Here is a 19,126-nt window from a genome sequence, read left to right on the forward strand (position 1 = left end):
CGAAACTGTATTTATAACGGAAAATTACTTTATTCTAATGTTTTAATAAACCGAGAAGTGGCGCTTGCCATTCTGCCGGGCCTGTGCAATCAACCGCCCTCCTCTGACATCGGGATGCCAAATGCGTCCCTTATTCTCACGCCGGGCCGCCTTTGGGCCGGGCGAGCATTTCTATCGGCGACAAGGATATGGCGATGACGCAAAAGCGGGCACTGGGCCTCGATTTCGGCACGACCAACACGGTCATGGCTCTTTCCGACGGCGGCGGCGAAAGCCGCTCCATGCAGTTTACCAGCAGCGCGGGCACGGATGACAGCATGCGCACCGCGCTCTCCTTCATGAAGGATTCGGGCCTTGGTGCGGCTGCCCTGCACGTGGAAGCGGGCCACGCTGCCATCAGGCAATTCATCGACAATGCGGGCGATTGCCGCTTCCTGCAGTCGATCAAGACATTTGCGGCCTCGCCGCTCTTTCAGGGCACGTTGATCTTCGCCAAGCGCCAGAGCTTCGAGGATTTGATGGACGTGTTCCTGCGCAAGCTGAAAACCTATGCGGGCGCAGAGTGGCCAAGCGACGTCTCGACCGTCATCGCCGGTCGCCCCGTGCGTTTCGCCGGCAGCAATCCGGATGAGACGCTGGCGCTCTCCCGCTACAACGAAGCGCTGACGCGTGCCGGTTTTCCGGAAATCCACTATGTCTACGAGCCGGTGGCGGCCGCCTATTATTTCGCCCAGAGCCTGAAGAAGGACGCCAATGTGCTGGTGGCGGATTTCGGCGGCGGCACCACCGACTATTCGCTGATCCGCTTCGAGACCCATGCCGGCAAACTTTCCGCCACCCCCATCGGCCATTCCGGCGTCGGTGTCGCCGGTGACCATTTCGACTTCCGCATGATCGACAATCTGGTCTCGCCGGAAATCGGCAAGGGCAGCAAGTTCAAGAGCTTCGACAAGGTGCTGGACGTGCCTTCCGGCTACTACGTGAATTTCGGTCGCTGGAACCAGCTGTCTATCTTCAAGACCTCGAAAGAATTCACCGATCTGAAATCGCTGGTGCGCTCGGCGCTGGAGCCGGACAAGCTCGAACTTTTCATCGATCTCGTGGAGCATGACGAGGGTTATCCGCTTTATCAGTCGATTTCCGCCACCAAGATGGCGCTGTCCTCGGCCGAAGAAGCGGAATTCAACTTCGCGCCGCTCGGCAAGGCCGGTCGCAAAATGGTCAAGCGCAGCGATTTCAACAACTGGATCGCCGACGACCTCGCCAAGATCGAGGGCGCGCTGGACGAGGTTCTGGAGAAGACGCAAGTCGCGCCTGAGGCAATCGACAAGGTGTTCCTCACCGGCGGCACCTCCTTCGTGCCGGCGGTGCGCGAGCTTTTCACCCGTCGTTTCGACGCGGACCGGATCGAAACCGGCGGCGAGTTGCTCTCGATTGCCCATGGTTTGGCCATGATCGGCGAAAGCGGTGACATTCAGCGCTGGACAGCGTGATTTACGGGTTCCCCGGGCGGGGAACATGGGATAATTTCACCCCATGATCGCCGCTCACGACCTCTCCCCGGCCGAACTCGCCGCGCTTCTGCATTTCCATGCGGATGCGGGCGTGGACTGGTTGCTGGAAGACGGACCTGTTGACCGTTTCGCCGAATTTGCCGCCTCCCGCCCTGCCCGACCGGCAGCGCGTCAGGAAAGTTCTGCGCCCGCACACCAGATGGACAGCGGCACGGAGCGTCGTGCCGATGCTCCGCAGCGGCAGACGGCAGGTCGCAGCGCGCCGACGAGAGGCGCGCCGCCTGCTCCGGCACTTCAGCAGAATGTTGCCATGCCGGACGAACAGGCCGTGGCGGCTGCCCGTTTTGCGGCTGAAAGCGCAAGGTCGCTTTCCGAACTGAAAATCGCGCTTGAGGGTTTCAGCGGCTGCAACCTCAAGAACAGCGCCCGCAACACGGTATTCACCGAAGGCGACCCTGCTTGCGCCGTCATGGTGATCGGCCCGATGCCGGATGCGGATGACGACCGCGAGGGCCAGCTTTTTGCCGGCAAGACCGGGCTGCTGCTCGACCGTATGCTGGCCGCTATCGGCCTTGACCGCGCACGCATCATGCTCGGCAATGTCGTGCCCTGGCGTCCACCGGGCAACCGCCCGCCGACTCAGGCCGAAATGGATATCTGCCGCCCCTTCATCGAGCGCCAGATCGCACTTGCGGAGCCGAAACACCTGTTGCTTCTTGGCAACTTGACCGCACGTTTCTTTTTCGGCGGCACCGGAACGATCCATACGCTGCGCGGACAGTGGCGTGATGTCGCAGCCGGGCACCTGGTTTTACCGGCGCTGGCGAGCCTGCATCCGCAGGAACTTCTAAACGCACCTGCCAGTAAGTCATTGGCATGGCAGGATTTATTGGCGTTTCAGGCAAAAATCTCCGAAGGCTGATTGCCTGATTCTTAGTCAGAGTAAACGAAGTATGAAAAAAGCCATGCGTATTACGCATAACAGCGGCGCGCTGACCCGGCTTGCCGAATCCATGCTGCACTGCGATAAGCCAGCCTGTGTCTTGGGAGGAATTCGGTTTAAGGAACCAAGGCAATGACCACTCGCTTCCGTCCGGTACATTCCGGCTTTGAAACGCTCCGACTGGCGGGCCTCGGCCCTCGCTCCAGTCAGGGTTACCATCGTTTCGGCGCTGCCGCTAACGAACAGATGACCGCACGTGCTGCCATGCAGCAGGTTCGCGTGACACGTCCTGCAGCTGTCTTTGCGGATTTCCGCGAGCGCTGAGAGCACTCAGGCCGGTGTAAAACCGGTCCATATCTTTGATTGCGCGCTGGCGTCTTTCTTCGGGAAGGCGCCTTTTGCATTTGCGGGACTAGGCGCCGACACGACAACGGCTCTGGCGCCGACGATGCCGCATGTTTGCGACCTCGGCCAAATTTGGTGCGTCACCCCTGCGGCGTGGAGGCCTTGCGTGCCGCGCGTCTCGCCAGGCCCAGCTGGTGCTCGCGGAAAATGATGAAGATGCCGGCGAAAATCACGATTGCCGTGCCGATCAGCATGGTGAGCGTTGGAATGTCTCCGAACAGGATATAGGAGACCGCTATCCCGAAAACGATGGAGCTGTATTCGAAGGGCGCGATAGTGGAGACCTCCGCGTGGCGATAGCTCTCCGTCAGGAAGATCTGTGCAACGCCGCCACAAATGCCGCTGGTGATCAACAGCACGGCCTGCTTGGTATCCAGAGCGCTCCAGCCGAAGGGTACGCTGACGAGCGACAGCAAGGTAGCCGTCAGCGAGAAATAGAGAACGATGGTCGGCGTCTTTTCCGTTTCCACCAGTTGCCGCACCTGGATCATTGCGAGACCGCCAAGTGCTGCCCCGCATAGCACGGCAATCGCGCCCAGCCCCTCGCCCGCGGCAAAACCGCCTTCACGCAACAGGGTCATCTTCGGCCACAGGATAACCAGCACGCCCATCATGCCAACGAAAACCGCGCTCCAGCGGTAGATGCGCACCTTCTCGCGCAGGATGAAGGCGGCGAACACGACGGCCAGCAGCGGTGAGGCATAACCGATGGCAATGAATTCCGGCAACGGCAGCAGCGTCAGCCCGTAAAACCCGCAGGCCATGGAGAGAATGCCGAGAAACCCGCGCTTGAAATGGCCGATGAGATTGTTGGTGTGCAGCGCGCTCGTTAGCGCATGCAGCCAGGCAAGATAAACGACGATGGGGATGATGGCGAAAGCGGAGCGGAAGAAAGTGATCTGACCGGCCGGCACATCGGGACCGGAGGCCTTGATACAAGTCTGCATCACCAGAAAAAAGCCAACCGAAATCAGCTTCAGGCTTATCCCCCGAAAGGGATTTGTCGGTTCGGCGTTCATCGGCAGTTACTCATATCGGCTGCGCAAACACGCCATCGGGAGATTGTTCATGCGGGGGAGGACGACGCGGGGGAATTGGATTTGCACAAGGCTAGAGCATTCCCGAAGCGCTTTACAACAAAAAATGTTATTTACCCATGAATTCCGTTGATCTGGTGAGGCGCAGGATTGCTTTCCCCGGCTTGGGGCCTCCTCACCCCCATTGTTCAGGCCTTCAGCCCTGATGGCGACGTGAGAATCAGACCAAAAGCGACACGCGCTAAAATTTGAAGAAAATAAAATACAATTTCAGCAATCGTTCAACATTTGCTGACATGGTCCGCAGGTCCGGCAGCGACAGAATCGTCTGCAGGGCCGGCAAAGCCTTCCATGGCAGGACAGAACGTCCTCCCGATGCGCACATGATTGTGACGAATACTCTACCTATTTTACATCCGGGCTTTATGACGACATGATGCCCGGAGGACAACGACAAAGTTATTCAGGAACAGTCATGCGAACAGACACGGGCCAGATCGTTCACCTGGCAGATTACCGCCCCACCGATTTCGTTCTGGAGCGGGTGGATCTCACCTTCGAACTCGACCCCAAGAATACCAAGGTCGAAGCCCGTCTGATCTTTCATCGCCGAGAGGGCGTCGATGTGTCAGCGCCGCTCGTTCTCGATGGCGACGAGTTGACGCTTTCGGGCCTGCTGCTCGATCAGGTGGACATTCCCGCAAGCCAATATGACGCGACGCCTGATAGCCTGACGATCCGCGATCTGCCTGCGGAGACGCCCTTCGAGATCTGTGTCACCAATTACATCAATCCGCAGGTCAATACGCAGCTGATGGGGCTTTACCGCACCAACGGCGTTTATTGCACCCAGTGCGAGGCGGAAGGTTTCCGCCGCATCACCTATTTCCCGGACCGGCCCGATGTTCTGGCACCCTATACGGTGACGATCATCGCCGCGAAGGAGGGCAATCCCCTGCTGTTGTCGAACGGCAACTTCCTCGGCGGCGGCAATTACGATGAAGGCCGCCACTTTGCAGCCTGGTTCGATCCGCACCCGAAACCCAGCTATCTCTTTGCGCTTGTCGCCGGCGATCTCGGCGTGGTGGAAGACACGTTCACCACCCTTTCCGGCCGCGAAGTGGCGCTGAAGATCTATGTCGAGCATGGCAAGGAGCCGCGCGCGGCCTATGCCATGGATGCGCTGAAGCGCTCGATGAAGTGGGATGAGGAACGCTTCGGCCGTGAATACGACCTCGATATCTTCATGATCGTCGCCGTGTCCGATTTCAACATGGGCGCGATGGAGAACAAGGGTCTCAACGTCTTCAACGACAAATTCGTGCTGGCCGACCCGGAAACTGCCTCCGACGCGGACTACGCCAATATCGAGCGCATCATCGCGCATGAATATTTCCACAACTGGACCGGCAACCGCATCACCTGCCGCGACTGGTTTCAGCTGTGCCTGAAAGAAGGCCTGACGGTCTATCGCGACCAGGAATTTTCCGCCGATATGCGCTCGCGCCCGGTCAAGCGCATCGCCGATGTGCGTCACCTGAAATCGGAGCAGTTTCCAGAGGATTCCGGTCCGCTGGCCCATCCACCACGCCCCGATACCTATCGCGAAATCAACAACTTCTACACGACGACCGTTTATGAAAAGGGCGCCGAAGTCACCCGCATGATCGCCACGATCCTTGGCGAAGACGACTTCAAGAAAGGCATGGACCTTTATTTCGAACGTCATGACGGCGAAGCGGCGACTGTTGAGGATTTCGTCAAGAGTTTTGCCGATGCCAGCGGCCGCGACCTGTCGCAGTTTTCGCTGTGGTACACCGAGGCCGGCACGCCGCTCGTCTCCGTTTCTTCCGCCTACGATGCCGCCAAGGCGACCTTCAGGCTGACGCTGGAACAGACCGTCGCACCAACGCCCGGCCAACCGGTGAAGCAACCGCGTCATATTCCGCTGTCGCTGGCGCTGATTCTCGACAATGGCCAGATCGCCGAGCCGCAGGCTGTCACGGGCGGAGAATACCGCGACGGCGTGCTGCATCTGACCGAACGCAACCAGACATTCTCCTTCTCCGGCATTTCATCGCGCCCAGTGCTGTCGCTCAACCGCAGCTTCTCGGCGCCGATCAACCTGCATTTCGAACAGAGTGCTGCCGATCTGGTGCAGGTTGCCCGGCACGAGACGGATATGTTTGCCCGTTTCCAGGCGCTTACCGATCTCGCTTTGCCGGCGCTGATTGCCGCTACCAAGGCCGTGCAGAACGGCCAAGAAGTACGCTCGGACGCCGACCTCATCGCAACGTTGATCGAAATCGTCGGCGACGCTTCGCTTGAACCCGCTTTCCGGGCACAGGCGCTGGCGCTGCCGAGCGAAACGGACATCGCTCGCGAACTGGGCGGCAATACCGACCCGGACGCCATCCACAAGGCCCGCAACGCGACGATCAAGGCCATTGCCACGGCCGGTCTCGAAACGCTCCGCCGGCTCGCCGACAGTGACGGAAATGGTGAAGCCTACAGCCCCGATGCCGACAGCGCCGGACGGCGTTCGCTTCGCAACGGCGCGTTGAGCTTCCTTGCTTTCGCCGAGGGAACGCCTGACAGGGCGGCAAAGGCCTATGCCAGCGCCACCAACATGACCGATCTTGCGCATGCGCTTGGTGTACTGACCCAACGTTTCCCCGACAGCACGGAGACAAAAGAGGCGCTTGCCGCCTTCGAAGCCCGCTTTGCCGACAATGCGCTGGTTCTCGACAAATGGTTCTCGCTGCAGGCCGCCATTCCCGGCGACGGCGCGCTGGAACGTATCAAGGCGCTGATGACGTCGAAACACTTCATCGCCTCCAATCCCAACCGGGTACGGTCGCTGGTGGGCACGCTCGCCTTCTCCAACCCGACCGGTTTCCACCGCGCCGATGGTGCCGCCTACCGGTTCCTCGCCGAGCAGATCATAGCCATCGACAAGCGTAACCCGCAGCTTGCCGCGCGCATTCTCACCTCCATGCGCTCCTGGCGGTCGCTGGAAGCAAGCCGCGCCGAACACGCCAAGGCAGCACTTTCGACGATCGCCGAAGCAAAAGGTCTTTCGACGGATGTCAGCGATATCGTCGGGCGTATTCTGAAAGGATAATACCCGGCGAACATTCGCCAACTCCCCTATTCCGGACAATGCGTGTGCGCCGTCTTGATTTCCGTCAAGGCGGCGCAACGCATTGCGCGACACAATCGTCAGCGACAGGCCGGAACGCGGCCGCAAGCGGAAAGGGACTTCAGATGACGGATATTTCCAACACCAGCAATTCGTTCCAGCGTTTCATCACCGAGGCCCCGGCCCATCAGGCTGTCTGGCTTCAGGCCGTGCAGGGGCTGGGTGCGGCGTCCACGCTGGATGCCAAGACGCAATGCCTGGTCTATATCGGCATTCTCGCCGCACTGCGGCTTGAAGGCGGTGTGGAATTTCATGTGCTGGAAGCCAAAGCGCATGGCGCAAGCCGTGACGATATCATCAGCGCGGTGCTGACCGGGCTTCCTGCCGCCGGAAACGGCGTTCTCGGCGCACTTGGACCTGCTCTCGAAGCTTTCGACAGGGCTTGAGAACCACCGGCCGTAACACACCGGAACGTCCCAGACCGGCCATCCGGGTGTCGGTTTTTCCAATGCCCGCCGCCGCTGTGCAGACCGTAACGCGCTGTCCCGAAAAAATACGGAGTCGGTTCAAGGGGTTAAAATTCTTTTAACTTTTGCCTCTGGACACGGCGAATCGCATTTGATTCACTATGCATATTCGAGCGGCGGCGCTTCGAATCAGTGGGGATATCTTGAAGGCGGGACAATGACGAACGTGCGGCGGGCGACTGCGGGCGATGAGCGGCCGTATGCCAAATTTTCTGATCTTGCGGCCTGGGGCGAAAGGCTTTCCAGCGACCTGATGGGTTTGATGAACGGCTCCGACCGCCCGATGCCGCAGGTCGAGACCCTGCTGAAGCGCCTCATTCCCATTCTCATTCTTGCATTTCTCGTCGTCATCGCGGCGTCACGCATGCTGGGCATCGTTGCCGAATATAGCCGCATGGAAGAGGCAGCCCGCCACTCTACCGCACTGACAGCGCTGACGGCCAAAGCAGCCCTTATCAACAACGGTATTGTCTTTGCCTCGCAAGAGCGCACCCGCGCGGAGGCGAGCCTTGCCGCAGCGCTGCCTTCGGGCAGCCTTGCTGATGGCACCATGGTGCTTCTGTCGGGCAGCAACGGCCGGATTTTCGCCGGCGCCGGCAAGGGCGCCACGCTTTATATCGGCACCTCCCTGCCGGCTTTGCTTCCCGAAATCGCCATTGTTCAGCGTTTTCCCGGCGCGCCCGGCACCATCGAAACGAATATCGACAACCAGCCGCATTATGCGACGATGATCCCCTTCGGCGACGATGGAGGCATGGTCATCGCGGCGCGCTCGCTTGAGCCGATCCGTTCTTTCTGGCGCAGCGAAATCGCCATGAACGTGACGCTGTTTGCCGGAATCTCCTCGATCCTTCTCGTCGTGCTCTACGCCTATTACATGCAGGTCAAACGCGCCCGCGACGCTGACGACATCTTCGCTGAATCGAACCTGCGGGTGGAGACGGCGCTGTCACGTGGCCGCTGCGGCCTGTGGGACTTCGATCTTTCCACGCGGCGCATGTTCTGGTCCGGCTCGCTCTACGAAATCCTCGGCAGACCGCCGAAGGCCGCACCGCTGTCCTTTTCGGATGCGGCGCGCATGATGCATTCCGAAGATGGAAACCTCTACGAGCTTGCCCGTGCTGTCGGCTGCGGTGATCTGCGCCAGATCGACCAGATCTTTCGCATGCGCCACGCGAAAGGCCACTATGTCTGGCTGCGCGCCCGCGCCCAGGTCATCCGCACCAATAACGGCCCGCGCGTCATCGGCATCGCCATGGACGTGACTGAGCAGCACCGCCTTGCGCAACGTTATGCCGAGGCAGACCAGCGCCTTGCAGACGCCATCGAATCCACCTCGGAAGCCTTCGTGCTATGGGACAAGAATGACCGTCTCGTCATGTGCAACACCCATTACCAGAAGGCTTACGGCCTGCCGGACAGCGTTCTGGTAGCGGGCACCGAAAAGAGCGCCGTGCAGGCGGCTGCGGCACGCCCGGTTGTGGAGCGGCGCGTTGCGGACCCCGATCAGTCTGGCCTTTCGCGCATGACGGAAGTGCAGCTTGCCGATGATCGCTGGCTACAGATCAATGAACGCCGCACCCGTGACGGCGGCCTCGTCTCCGTCGGCACCGACATTACGCTTCTGAAGCGCCATCAGGAGCGCCTACGTGACTCCGAACGCCGGCTGATGGCCACCATCGGCGATCTTTCCGCCTCGCAGCATAAGCTGGAGCGGCAGAAGACGGAGCTTTCGGACGCCAACGCCAATTATCTCGCCGAAAAAGAGCGCGCCCAGGCGGCAAACCTCGCAAAGTCCGAATTCCTCGCCAATATGAGCCATGAACTGCGCACGCCGCTCAACGCCATTCTCGGCTTTTCCGACATCCTGCAAAACGAGATGTTCGGGCCGGTTGGCTCGCCGAAATATTCCGAATATGCCCGGGATATCCACGACAGCGGCAAGCACCTCCTAAATGTCATCAACGACATTCTGGATATGTCCAAGATCGAAGCGGGCCATATGCGGATCAACCGCGAGACAATCGATCTCGCGCCGCTTATCGAGGAAACCCTGCGGCTGACCGCCATCCAGGCGGAACAGAAGAACATCACCGTGCAGCAGAAGGTCTGCGCCGGGCTGACGATGCAGGGCGACCGCCGCGCCATGAAGCAGATCATGCTCAACCTTCTGTCCAATGCCGTGAAGTTCACCGGTAATGGCGGCCGCGTAGCGCTGCGCACCCATGTGCATCAGGCCGCCATGATCCTCACCATCGCCGATACCGGCATCGGCATTCCCGCCGAGGCGCTCGACAAGATTGGCCAGCCCTTCGAGCAGGTGCAGAGCCAATACGCCAAAAGCCAGGGCGGCTCGGGCCTCGGGCTCGCCATCTCGCGCTCGCTCGTCAGGCTGCATGGCGGCACGATGAAAATCCGCTCCTGCGAAGGCAGAGGCACAGTAGTAACGATTATCATCCCGCATGCGGCAGGGTGCTGTGGCACGGTGCATTGAGGAATATCGGGCTGTGCCCGCTGGGTTGCAGTAAGTGAAGGCAGAACGCGCGATACCCACCATCACCCGCCATTCTTCACCGTTGCCACAAACGCCTTCCTGACAACCTTCGCCAGCCGCTTCACCTCGCCCTCCAACGTGGAAATATCCGGGCAATCCCCGGCCCGGCAAACCAGATCGATAAGACCGGCAGGCGCTTCCTTCGGATTGAAAGCGCCGTCGATGCACAGCCGCACGATCTGCGATATCTCGGTGTAAAGCGCAGTCGCCGCCATGCAGTCGTCGAAGGATTGCTGCTCCATCACCGGGGCGGCCAGCACCTGCAATGCCTCTGCCGTGTTACGACCCGGTTCGTGCGGCTGGAGACCCTTGGCGGGACCGACCAAAGCCAGATATTGGGCGATGAATTCGAGGTCGATCAGCCCACCATTGATGAGCTTGAAATCCCAGATGTTTTCCGGCGGCTTTTCCTGTTCAATGAGACTTCGCATTTCCAGCACATCGGCTGAGACTTTCGCCACATCGCGCTTCTGGGACAGTACCGAGGCGATGATGCCGCGCGCATCTTCCATCAGCGAGGCTTCGCCACAGATCAGGCGAGCGCGGGAAAGCGCCATATGTTCCCAGGTCCAGGCTTCCTCGCGCTGGTATTTCTCAAAAGCGGAAATGCGCGTCGCCACCGGCCCCTTGTTGCCGGAGGGGCGAAGCCGCATGTCCACCTCGTAAAGCACGCCCTCGGCTGTGGGTGCCGATAGTGCGGCAATCAGCCTTTGGGTGACGCGAGTGAAGTAACGCACCACATCGAGCGGTTTTGCGCCGGTCGATTCATGGGCGGCATCGTCGTAATCGTAGAGGAGAATGAGGTCGACATCCGAACCCGCGGTCAGCTCGAAGGAGCCGAGCTTGCCCATGCCCATCACGGCCACGCGCCCGCCCGGATATGGCCCATGTGCCGTCTCCATCTCCGAGAGAACGGCATTCAGGGCCGCTTCAATAACCAGATCGGCAAGATGTGTGAAGGCGCGGGCGGCGATCTCGCCACGAATCGCGCCTGTCAAAAGCCGCACGCCGATGAGAAAGCGCTGCTCGGCGGCGAAAATACGGAGCCGGTCTAGAATATCCTCGTAGTGGCGGGCGTTGGAAAGGAAATTGCCCATGCGCTGGGCAAGATATTCGCGCGTCGGGATGTCACTCATCAGCGCCGGGTCCAGCATGCCGTCAAAAACATGCGGGCGGGCGGCGATGATTTCGGCAAGGCGCGGGGCCGACGACATGATCGTCACCAGCAGCGACAGCAGCGCCTGATTGTTGCCGAGCAGCGAGAAGAGCTGGATGCCCGCCGGTAGCCCGGAGAGGAAATTATCAAAGCGCAGCAGCGCCTCATCCGCCCGCTTGCTTTCGCCAAAGGCGCGCAGCAGATCCGGCGTCAGCTCCGTCAGCCGCTCGCGTGCCTCGACCGATTGCGTTGCCCGGTACCGGCCATTGTGCCAGGTGCGGATGACGCGGGAAATATCCTCCGGCCGCTGAAAACCAAGTGCTGAAAGGGTTTTCAGCGTATCTGGATCGTCCTTCTGGCCAGTGAAGACCAGATTGCCTGCCTCACCGGAGAGTTTCGTCTCCTGTTCGAACAGCGCCGAATAACGGCGCTCCACCAGCCGCAGCACCTTTTCCAGCTTCTCGGAAAACGCCTTGGTATCTTCAAAACCGAGCATGAAGGCAATGCGCTTCAGTTCGGTTTCGGTGTCGGGCAGCACGTGGGTCTGCTCATCGCGCACCATCTGAATGCGGTGTTCCACTTCGCGCAGGAACCAGTAGGCGTCAGTCAGGCTGTCGCGCGTTTCGGCATCGATCCATTTCGCTTCGGTGAGCGCCGCCAGCGCCTCCTGCGTCGCGCGGACCCTGAGCGCCGGCATACGGCCGCCGGCGATCAGCTGCTGCGTCTGCGCGAAGAACTCGATCTCGCGAATGCCGCCGCGTCCGAGCTTGACGTTATGGCCCTTAACCGCAATCGCGCCATGGCCCTTATGCGCATGGATCTGCCGCTTGATGGAGTGAATATCGGCAATCGCCGCGTAATCTAGATATTTGCGGAAGATGAAAGGCGTCAGTTCGCGCAGGAAATTGTCGCCGGCCTTCAGATCGCCGGCCACCGGCCGCGCCTTGATATAGGCGGCGCGTTCCCAGTTTTGGCCCCTGCCCTCGTAATAAAGCAGCGCCGCTTCCACGGGAATGGCGAGCGGCGTCGAGCCGGGGTCTGGCCGGAGCCTCAAATCGGTGCGGAAGACGTAACCGTCTGCCGTGCGTTCCTGCATGATACGCACGAGGCGGCGCATCATGCGGCCGAAATTCTCTGTCGCAGCATAGGGATCATCGATAATGCCGGCAGAGGGTTCAAAGAACACCACTGCGTCGATGTCCGAGGAATAGTTCAGTTCGCGCGCGCCGAGCTTGCCCATGCCAAGCACGATCAGGCCGGAACCTTCGCTTGGCGCGGCAACGTTCTTAAGTTTGAGCTTGCCGGTCTCATGGCCGACAAGCAGCAGGTGGTCGATGGCGGCCGACAGCGAAGCATCCGCCATGTCGCTCAGCCAGCGCGTGGTATCGCGGGCGGTGAAGATGCGCGCAAGATCGGCAAGCGCTGCGACGAAGGAAAGCCGACGCTTGGCGATCCTCAAGCGCGACATCACCTCGTTTTCGACGGGCACGCCGCCCTCTTGCCCCGGCTTCCAGCAATCGCGCGCTTCACGGACGAGATCGGCCAGTAGTGGCTCCAGCGGCTTCGAAATCGCGAGCGTCAGCAGCCCCTCATCCGCCGCGGCCATGTCGCGCAGATAGGGCGACAGCGTGAAAGCCGCAGCGATGAAGTCCTTCAGCGGGCTTTCGGCGGCAAGAAGCGCGGCCACAGCTGGCTCGCCCTTGGCGATATCCTTCAGCGTGGAGAGAACGGATTTCAGTTCCGTCTGCGTATAGGGGCGGATAACTCCCGGCAGAACCTCGCTCAGCCGCCTTTCAGCGGTTTCCCGTTTCGTCACTGTCTCTCTCCCTCTCCCGAGCGACCCATCCTTGCGCTTCGACCTGCCTGATTCTCAGGAAGGATCGCTCCCCGCAAAATCGTCCTGCCGCCACGCATTGTCGAAGCTTCCGGGCGCATACACTCCGCGTTGTAACAAATGCGTGGCGCTTTGCGATCAGGAAAACCGTTTTTGCCGATCTTTTCCGCGGTCTGGCCTGCGGAAGCGCCATTTCAGTCGTGGCCGGCAATCTCGCGTAATGTCTCGGCAATTATGCCCACGTAGCGTCCTGCTCAACGAAACCCGACTCCCAGGTTTTGCAACGCTTGATGCTGCAACGGATATGATCATGAAACAGATTTTTACAGTGAAATGGCAAAAGAACCTGCGTGCAATGGCGTTGTGCCTGACCGCGCTGCCCCTGGCGCAGGGCATCTGCACGCCCGTCCTCGCTGCCGATCTCGGCAAATCGGACAGGTTCGCCGAACCGCAGGGCGATTTCGACAATGCCCGCTACAGCAGTTCCAGTGAGTGGAAAATCACACTTGGCGTGGGTGCTGCCTACGCTCCCAAATATGAGGGCTCGGACAAGCTGGAAGCAGGCGCGGTTCCCCTGGTTTCCGTTGAGTATGGAGATACGCTGAGCATCGATTTCAGCGGCGTCACCGTAAACCTGCTGAACAGCAACGGCTTCAGACTGGGCGTCAAGGGCGGCTGGGAAGCCGGGCGCAAGGAAAAGGACGACAAGAAAAATCTTCGCGGAATGGGTGACATCAAGGCGGGCGGCGTGGTCGGCGGTGTTATCGCTTATGGCATCGATCCCTTCGAGGTCTATGCGAAGGTGGACAAGACCATCAGCGGGAGCGAAGGGTTGACCGCAACCGTCGGCGCCAGCGTTTCGCACAAAGTCGACCAGTTCATCCTTGGCGCGGACCTCTCCGCCACCTGGGCGGACGACAAGCACATGAAATCCTATTTCGGCGTCACCTCGGCCCAATCCGCCCGTTCCGGCCTGCGCCGCTATGACGCCAAGGCAGGCTTCAAGCGCATCGACGCCAGCGCCTCCCTCACTTATCTTATGACCGAGAACTGGTCGATCACCGGCGCCGGCGGTGTTGGCTTCCTGCTGGGCGATGCCAAGGACAGCCCGCTCTCCAAGAAGGACATCCAGCCCTTCGCGATGATTGGCGTGGCTTATACGTTCTGAGCCGATGGCGATGTGGCATTGCGGGGATGCGTAACCATCTCCGCAACGCCGTCACGTGTCTGTACCGCCACCTGAAATTGTCGCCTGCCCTGGGCGGAGGATCGTCGCTAAGTTCAGAGAATCCTGTCCCTGTATTCCGGCGGCGCCACCCAGCATTGCGCACGTTTTCCGAACCAACGGTAGCGATTGCGGGCGACAAAACGATAGACGGGATCACGCAGAAATGCGGGAATTATGCGCAACATGCCAAGCAGCCGCCAGGGCATGCCAAGCGCCTCATAGATCGCAAGAACACCGTCGCTGTCCTGTCGCACCCTCTCGCCATCGACGACGAGCAGGCTGACCGGATTTTTGGGGTCCATTCCGTGCCGCCGGTAGATTTCCGTGCCGACGGCTCCCTGCATGGAGGCCAGCCGGAAATATCCGGCCTTGTCATGCCGCAGTACGAATTGCGCATTCACCGAACACAGCACACATTCGGCATCGAACAGAATGATCGGTCCATGGTGGTCGCCGACCAAGGGGGCCATGTTTGCCATCAATCATAAGTCCTTTTGCCGATCGCGATGCGATCCCCTCATAAAGTGCAGCTGTAGAACCTTATAAGATATTCTTCCGATCATCTTTCAATTCAATCTCGAGAGACGATTATTTCTCGGAGGTGAACGAATTTCCGCACAAATAGCGGTGACCAGCCGGTGCTGGTGTCAGCGGCGTTGGACAGCGCGGCTTACTGGGTCGAAACGGGAAAGATCATCGAGACGGTCAGGCCCGGGCAGACGGAATTTGTAGTGTCGGTGTCCGACAGCGCGAGCGATCCGCCGTGCAATTCCATCACGGCCTCCACCAGCGACAGGCCGAGCCCCGTGCCGGGTTTGGAGCGGCTTTCGTCCAGCCGCACGAAACGTTTCAGCACCTCGCCGCGCTTGTCGGCGGGGATGCCGGGGCCGTTATCGGAGACGGACAGCACGATGGCGTCCGTTTCGCTCACCAGACGCACGATGAGTTTTTTGTCGCCCTCGCATTCGCAGGCATATTTCATGGCGTTGTCGATGAGGTTTGAAAGCGCCTGGCCGATCAGCTCACGGTTGCCCTGCACCGAAAGACCGGGTTCGATCTCGGCCTCAAGCGTAAGTCCCGCGTCCTCGGCCACCGGTTCGTAAAGTTCGGCGCTGTCGGCGGCGATTGCCGACATGTCCACATCGGTCATTTCGGCGGCGATGGAGCCGGCCTCGACGCGGGAAATCATCAACAATGCATTGAAGGTGCGGATCAACTGGTCGGATTCGGCGATGATGCCTTCGAGTGCCGCGCGCCGTTTCGTCTCGTCGTTGTCATCCAATGCGGCGGCCGCCTTGTTGCGCAGCCGCGTCAGCGGTGTCTTGAGGTCGTGGGCGATGTTGTCGGACACCTGCCGCAAGCCCTCGTTCAGCTTTTCGATACGGCCGAGCATGGCATTGAGCGAGCCGGACAGCCGATCGAACTCGTCGCCGGAGCGGCCCTGCGGCAGGCGCTGCGAAAGATCGCCGGCCATGATCTTCTTGGTCGCTGCCGACATGCGGTCGATGCGTTTCAAGGCATTGCGGCCGATGCCGAACCAGATGAGCAGCGCACCGGCGCTCATGATGGCAAGCGCCACCATCAGCGCATTGCGCACCAGCGCCCGGAATTTGGTGGGTTCGCCGAGATCGCGGCCGATCAGGATGCGCAGGCCGTTGTCCAGCATGAAGACATTGGCGGTCGCCATATGCTGCACGCTGTCGCCGCTTTCGGAATAACGTTCGTAACGGAAGGGGAAACCCGTCCAGCCCTCCTTGTCAAACACGCCGGGCTGCACGGAAGCGACGTTGCCTGCAAGGATTTCGCCATTGGGGCCGGCGATGATGTAAAGGCTCGCCCCCGGCTGGCGGGCACGGCGCTCCATCATCCGCAACAGCGGGTTGATGCCGCCGCGATTGTAGATGCGCTGCACGTCCGACACTTCCTGCAGCACCGCGTCACGCGTCTGCTGGTTCAGCAGCCGTTCGGAAAGGGCGGTGACATAAAAGACCAGAAAGGCGGCGCAGAGCGCAAACAGCAGGATATAGAGCGCAGAAAGGCGCACCGCTGTTGACCGGAACAATATTCTGAGGCGGACCATTTTCGCCAATCAGCCCTCGTCCTTCATCATGTAACCCGCGCCGCGAATGGTCTTCAGCAGCGGCTTTTCGAAGTCCTTTTCGATCTTCGAACGAAGGCGGGACACATGCACGTCGATGACATTGGTCTGCGGGTCGAAATGGTAATCCCAGACGTTTTCCAGAAGCATGGTGCGGGTCACCACCTGGCCGGCATTCTTCATGAGATATTCCAGCAGGCGGAACTCACGCGGCTGCAACAGGATTTCCTTGCCACCGCGCCGGACATCGTGGGAAAGCCGGTCAAGTTCGAGATCGCCGACACGGTAGACCATATCCTGTTCGGGTTTGCCCTTGCGGCGGCCCAGCACTTCGATGCGTGCGAGAAGTTCGGAAAAGGCGTAGGGTTTGGGCAGATAATCATCGCCGCCGGCACGCAGGCCGGTCACGCGGTCGTCCACCTGCCCAAGCGCCGAAAGAATGAGAACCGGCGTTTCGATGCCGCGCCGGCGCAGCTCGCTGATGACGGAAAGTCCGTCGCGGCGCGGCAGCATGCGGTCGATCACCATCACGTCATAGGAATTCTCGCAGCCCATGAACAGGCCGCTTTCACCATCGCTGGGGTGGTCGGCAACGATACCGACTTCCCGGAACGCCTTGGTCATATAGGCCGCAGCCTCGAGATCGTCTTCAATAACAAGAATCTTCATGTGCGGGACAATAGCGCCCTCGCCCTTTTCCGCACAACCGGAAACAGATGCGACAGACATTTCCTGAACCTTGTTTTCCATGAGATTTCCTCCTCGGTGCTGACTGGACCGGCTTTGTGGGTCCTTGTCTTCTCCCCCGCCGGGGGGAAGGTGGCCCGAAGGGTCGGATGAGGTAGCAAGGGCGCGGTCTATCGCTGGCCTTGCCCTTGATCCCGCTGCCGCGACCTTCTCCTCCCTAGCGGAGAAGAAACAAGCGGCACGCGCGTTCCACATACTCTGTCCCGCCCTCAAGGTGAGAGACAGTCCCGAGCGACGCCGGCTCGAAGACGAACCGGCGTCGCATCTCAGATTATCAACCCTGGTCGATATCCAGTGCGATGAAGCGGCTGCCGCTGTCCGTCTGGATCTGGAACAGCGCTTTGGAGCGTCCGTCCTTCTTCGCCTGCTCGAGAACCTTCTCGATATCGGCGGCAGAAGCCACCTGCTGGTTGTTGACGGAGGTGATCTTCTCACCCGTCTTCAGGCCACGGGCAGCGGCGTCGCTGTCCGGATCGACATCAGTGATGGCAAGGCCGTTGCCGTCGTCAGCGGGCGCAACCGTCAGGCCGAGGCTCGACAGCACCTTTGCGCTGGAAGGTTTGCTGCCACTGTCGTTTTCCTGGCCCGGCGTTGCTTTGGAGGCATCGTCGCTTGCGAGATCGCCAAGCGTCACGGTGACCGACTGCGACTTGCCGCCGCGCCAGAGCGAGATTTCAACCTTGCTGTTTGGCGTCATGCTGCCGATGCGGCGCGACAGATCGCGGGCATCCTTGACCGGGTCGCCATTGACGGCAGTGATGATGTCACCCTGCTTGATGCCAGCCTTGTCGCCCGGCGAACCGGACTGCGGCGAGACGACGAGCGCGCCCTTCGCTTCGGCAAGACCAAGCGACTCGGCAATGTCCTTGCTGACGGGCTGGATCTGCACGCCGAGCCAGCCGCGTTCGACCTTGCCGTCCTTTTGCAGGTCGGCGATCACGTCCTTGGCAACGGACGACGGGATGGCGAAAGCAATACCGACATTGCCGCCGGAGGGCGAGAAGATCGCGGTGTTGATGCCAACGACTTCACCGTTGAGATTGAACGCGGGACCACCGGAGTTGCCGCGGTTCACGGCGGCGTCGATCTGCAGGTAATCGTCATAGGGGCCGGAGCCGATATCGCGGCCACGGGCAGAAACGATGCCCGAGGTTACCGTGCCGCCGAGGCCGAAGGGGTTACCGACGGCTACGACCCAGTCACCTACGCGAATCTTGCTATCGTCGGCAAACTGCACATAGGTGAACTTGCGGTTCACATCGACCTTCAGCAGCGCCAGATCGGTACGCGGATCACGGCCAACGAGCTTGGCTTCGAGTTCGGTACCGTCATTCATCACCACCGTGTAGGCGGAGCCGTCATCGACAACGTGGTTGTTGGTGACGACATAACCGTCTTCGGAGATGAAGAAGCCGGATCCTTGAGCGACGGGGCGCAGCGGACCCTTGCCGTCACGGTGACGGTTCGGACCACGGTCGGGACGGTCCTGGTTGGGGCCGCCGAATTCCTTGAAGAAGCGCTTCAGGGGATGGTCGTCCGGCAGCTGGTCGAGACCACGGCCGCCGAAATTGAAGGAAAAGTTGCTGGAATCATCGGAAGCGGGCTGCACGTTCGACTGGACGCGAACGGAGACGACGGCGGGCGAAACCGCCTCGACCACATTGGCGAAGCTCGGAACCTGCGGCGCAGTCACCTCGACCGGAGCGGCAAAGGAATGAACGATCGGTGCGGCGATGCCTGTGGAAAGCATCAGCGCGGCAAGACCGCCAACGGTCGTTGCCTTCAGAACCGTCTTCAGCGAGGAGCGTCCGTTTTGCGAGTGAGACATGGTGTACCTTCTTTCTTCATTCAGACTGGAACCCGTTTGACCGGGGGAGAAGCGGTGGATGATGAAGATATAGGAGGCGACACCTTACAGCGAAGTGTCTGACGAATGAAAAA

The 19,126-nt window shown here is 60.3% G+C and carries 13 protein-coding genes; 7 read left to right on the forward strand and 6 right to left on the reverse strand.

Features of this window, described 5'->3' with window-relative positions; genetic code table 11:
- The first annotated feature begins 194 nt into the window (after window positions 1-194).
- From FB593_RS04585 to FB593_RS04600, 3 genes are all read left to right on the forward strand, one after another.
- Complete coding sequence (locus FB593_RS04585) at window positions 195-1,493, forward strand: Hsp70 family protein (protein WP_003512167.1); 1,299 nt, start codon at window positions 195-197, stop codon at window positions 1,491-1,493.
- A 43-nt stretch (window positions 1,494-1,536) separates the two neighbouring features.
- Window positions 1,537-2,436: a uracil-DNA glycosylase gene (locus FB593_RS04590; protein ID WP_003512166.1), complete on the forward strand. Its 900-nt coding sequence runs from the start codon at window positions 1,537-1,539 to the stop codon at window positions 2,434-2,436.
- A 153-nt stretch (window positions 2,437-2,589) separates the two neighbouring features.
- Window positions 2,590-2,781, forward strand: a complete 192-nt coding sequence (locus FB593_RS04600) for a hypothetical protein (protein ID WP_003497027.1) — start codon at window positions 2,590-2,592, stop codon at window positions 2,779-2,781.
- A 161-nt stretch (window positions 2,782-2,942) separates the two neighbouring features.
- Here the strand turns inward: FB593_RS04600 and FB593_RS04605 are convergent, their stop codons facing one another.
- Window positions 2,943-3,881 (reverse strand): DMT family transporter, encoded by a 939-nt coding sequence (locus tag FB593_RS04605; protein WP_003512165.1) that lies wholly within the window; start codon window positions 3,879-3,881, stop codon window positions 2,943-2,945.
- Between the two features lie 493 nt (window positions 3,882-4,374).
- Between FB593_RS04605 and pepN the strand changes: the two genes are divergently transcribed.
- The 3 genes from pepN (at window position 4,375) to FB593_RS04620 (ending at window position 10,062) form a co-directional block, all read left to right on the forward strand.
- Window positions 4,375-7,023 (forward strand): aminopeptidase N, encoded by a 2,649-nt coding sequence (gene pepN / locus FB593_RS04610; protein ID WP_112289714.1) that lies wholly within the window; start codon window positions 4,375-4,377, stop codon window positions 7,021-7,023.
- 143 nt (window positions 7,024-7,166) lie between these two features.
- Window positions 7,167-7,487 carry a carboxymuconolactone decarboxylase family protein gene (locus FB593_RS04615; RefSeq protein ID WP_111798950.1) on the forward strand — a complete coding sequence of 107 codons (321 nt, stop codon included), beginning with the start codon at window positions 7,167-7,169 and terminating at the stop codon, window positions 7,485-7,487.
- 238 nt (window positions 7,488-7,725) lie between these two features.
- Window positions 7,726-10,062: a PAS domain-containing sensor histidine kinase gene (locus FB593_RS04620; protein ID WP_019564062.1), complete on the forward strand. Its 2,337-nt coding sequence runs from the start codon at window positions 7,726-7,728 to the stop codon at window positions 10,060-10,062.
- Window positions 10,063-10,124: 62 nt separating this feature from the next.
- On the opposite strand, the gene FB593_RS04625 is transcribed toward FB593_RS04620, so the two are convergent.
- On the reverse strand, window positions 10,125-13,094 hold the full coding sequence (locus FB593_RS04625; RefSeq protein WP_112289712.1) for a bifunctional [glutamine synthetase] adenylyltransferase/[glutamine synthetase]-adenylyl-L-tyrosine phosphorylase: 2,970 nt from the start codon (window positions 13,092-13,094) through the stop codon (window positions 10,125-10,127).
- A 322-nt stretch (window positions 13,095-13,416) separates the two neighbouring features.
- Between FB593_RS04625 and FB593_RS04630 the strand changes: the two genes are divergently transcribed.
- The gene (locus FB593_RS04630) at window positions 13,417-14,280 is read left to right on the forward strand and encodes a MipA/OmpV family protein (RefSeq protein ID WP_162692001.1); all 864 of its coding nucleotides are present in this window, start codon (window positions 13,417-13,419) and stop codon (window positions 14,278-14,280) included.
- A gap of 113 nt (window positions 14,281-14,393) precedes the next feature.
- On the opposite strand, the gene FB593_RS04635 is transcribed toward FB593_RS04630, so the two are convergent.
- From FB593_RS04635 to FB593_RS04650, 4 genes are all read right to left on the reverse strand, one after another.
- Window positions 14,394-14,819, reverse strand: coding sequence for a thiol-disulfide oxidoreductase DCC family protein (locus FB593_RS04635; protein WP_003512153.1), 426 nt, complete (start codon window positions 14,817-14,819; stop codon window positions 14,394-14,396).
- Window positions 14,820-15,010: 191 nt separating this feature from the next.
- A complete protein-coding gene (locus FB593_RS04640) occupies window positions 15,011-16,420 on the reverse strand; it encodes a sensor histidine kinase (protein WP_113472890.1) in 1,410 nt (469 codons plus the stop codon).
- Between the two features lie 9 nt (window positions 16,421-16,429).
- Entirely contained in the window at window positions 16,430-17,188 is a 759-nt protein-coding gene (locus tag FB593_RS04645) for a response regulator transcription factor (RefSeq protein WP_145166351.1), read from the reverse strand.
- A 271-nt stretch (window positions 17,189-17,459) separates the two neighbouring features.
- Window positions 17,460-19,013, reverse strand: coding sequence for a Do family serine endopeptidase (locus tag FB593_RS04650; protein ID WP_003512147.1), 1,554 nt, complete (start codon window positions 19,011-19,013; stop codon window positions 17,460-17,462).
- Window positions 19,014-19,126: the final 113 nt, after the last annotated feature.

Source organism: Rhizobium sp. SJZ105, from assembly GCF_007828365.1.
GTDB classification, from domain to species: Bacteria; Pseudomonadota; Alphaproteobacteria; order Rhizobiales; family Rhizobiaceae; genus Agrobacterium; species Agrobacterium tumefaciens.

Bases quoted from the DNA above. Each gene is read 5' to 3' on its own strand.
- FB593_RS04585 (WP_003512167.1), top strand. From the start codon at position 195: ATGACGCAAAAGCGGGCACTGGGCCTCGATTTCGGCACGACCAACACG.
- FB593_RS04590 (WP_003512166.1), top strand. From the start codon at position 1,537: ATGATCGCCGCTCACGACCTCTCCCCGGCCGAACTCGCCGCGCTTCTG.
- FB593_RS04600 (WP_003497027.1), top strand. From the start codon at position 2,590: ATGACCACTCGCTTCCGTCCGGTACATTCCGGCTTTGAAACGCTCCGA.
- FB593_RS04605 (WP_003512165.1), bottom strand. From the start codon at position 3,881: ATGAACGCCGAACCGACAAATCCCTTTCGGGGGATAAGCCTGAAGCTG.
- pepN (WP_112289714.1), top strand. From the start codon at position 4,375: ATGCGAACAGACACGGGCCAGATCGTTCACCTGGCAGATTACCGCCCC.
- FB593_RS04615 (WP_111798950.1), top strand. From the start codon at position 7,167: ATGACGGATATTTCCAACACCAGCAATTCGTTCCAGCGTTTCATCACC.
- FB593_RS04620 (WP_019564062.1), top strand. From the start codon at position 7,726: ATGACGAACGTGCGGCGGGCGACTGCGGGCGATGAGCGGCCGTATGCC.
- FB593_RS04630 (WP_162692001.1), top strand. From the start codon at position 13,417: ATGATCATGAAACAGATTTTTACAGTGAAATGGCAAAAGAACCTGCGT.
- FB593_RS04635 (WP_003512153.1), bottom strand. From the start codon at position 14,819: ATGGCAAACATGGCCCCCTTGGTCGGCGACCACCATGGACCGATCATT.
- FB593_RS04640 (WP_113472890.1), bottom strand. From the start codon at position 16,420: ATGGTCCGCCTCAGAATATTGTTCCGGTCAACAGCGGTGCGCCTTTCT.
- FB593_RS04645 (WP_145166351.1), bottom strand. From the start codon at position 17,188: ATGGAAAACAAGGTTCAGGAAATGTCTGTCGCATCTGTTTCCGGTTGT.
- FB593_RS04650 (WP_003512147.1), bottom strand. From the start codon at position 19,013: ATGTCTCACTCGCAAAACGGACGCTCCTCGCTGAAGACGGTTCTGAAG.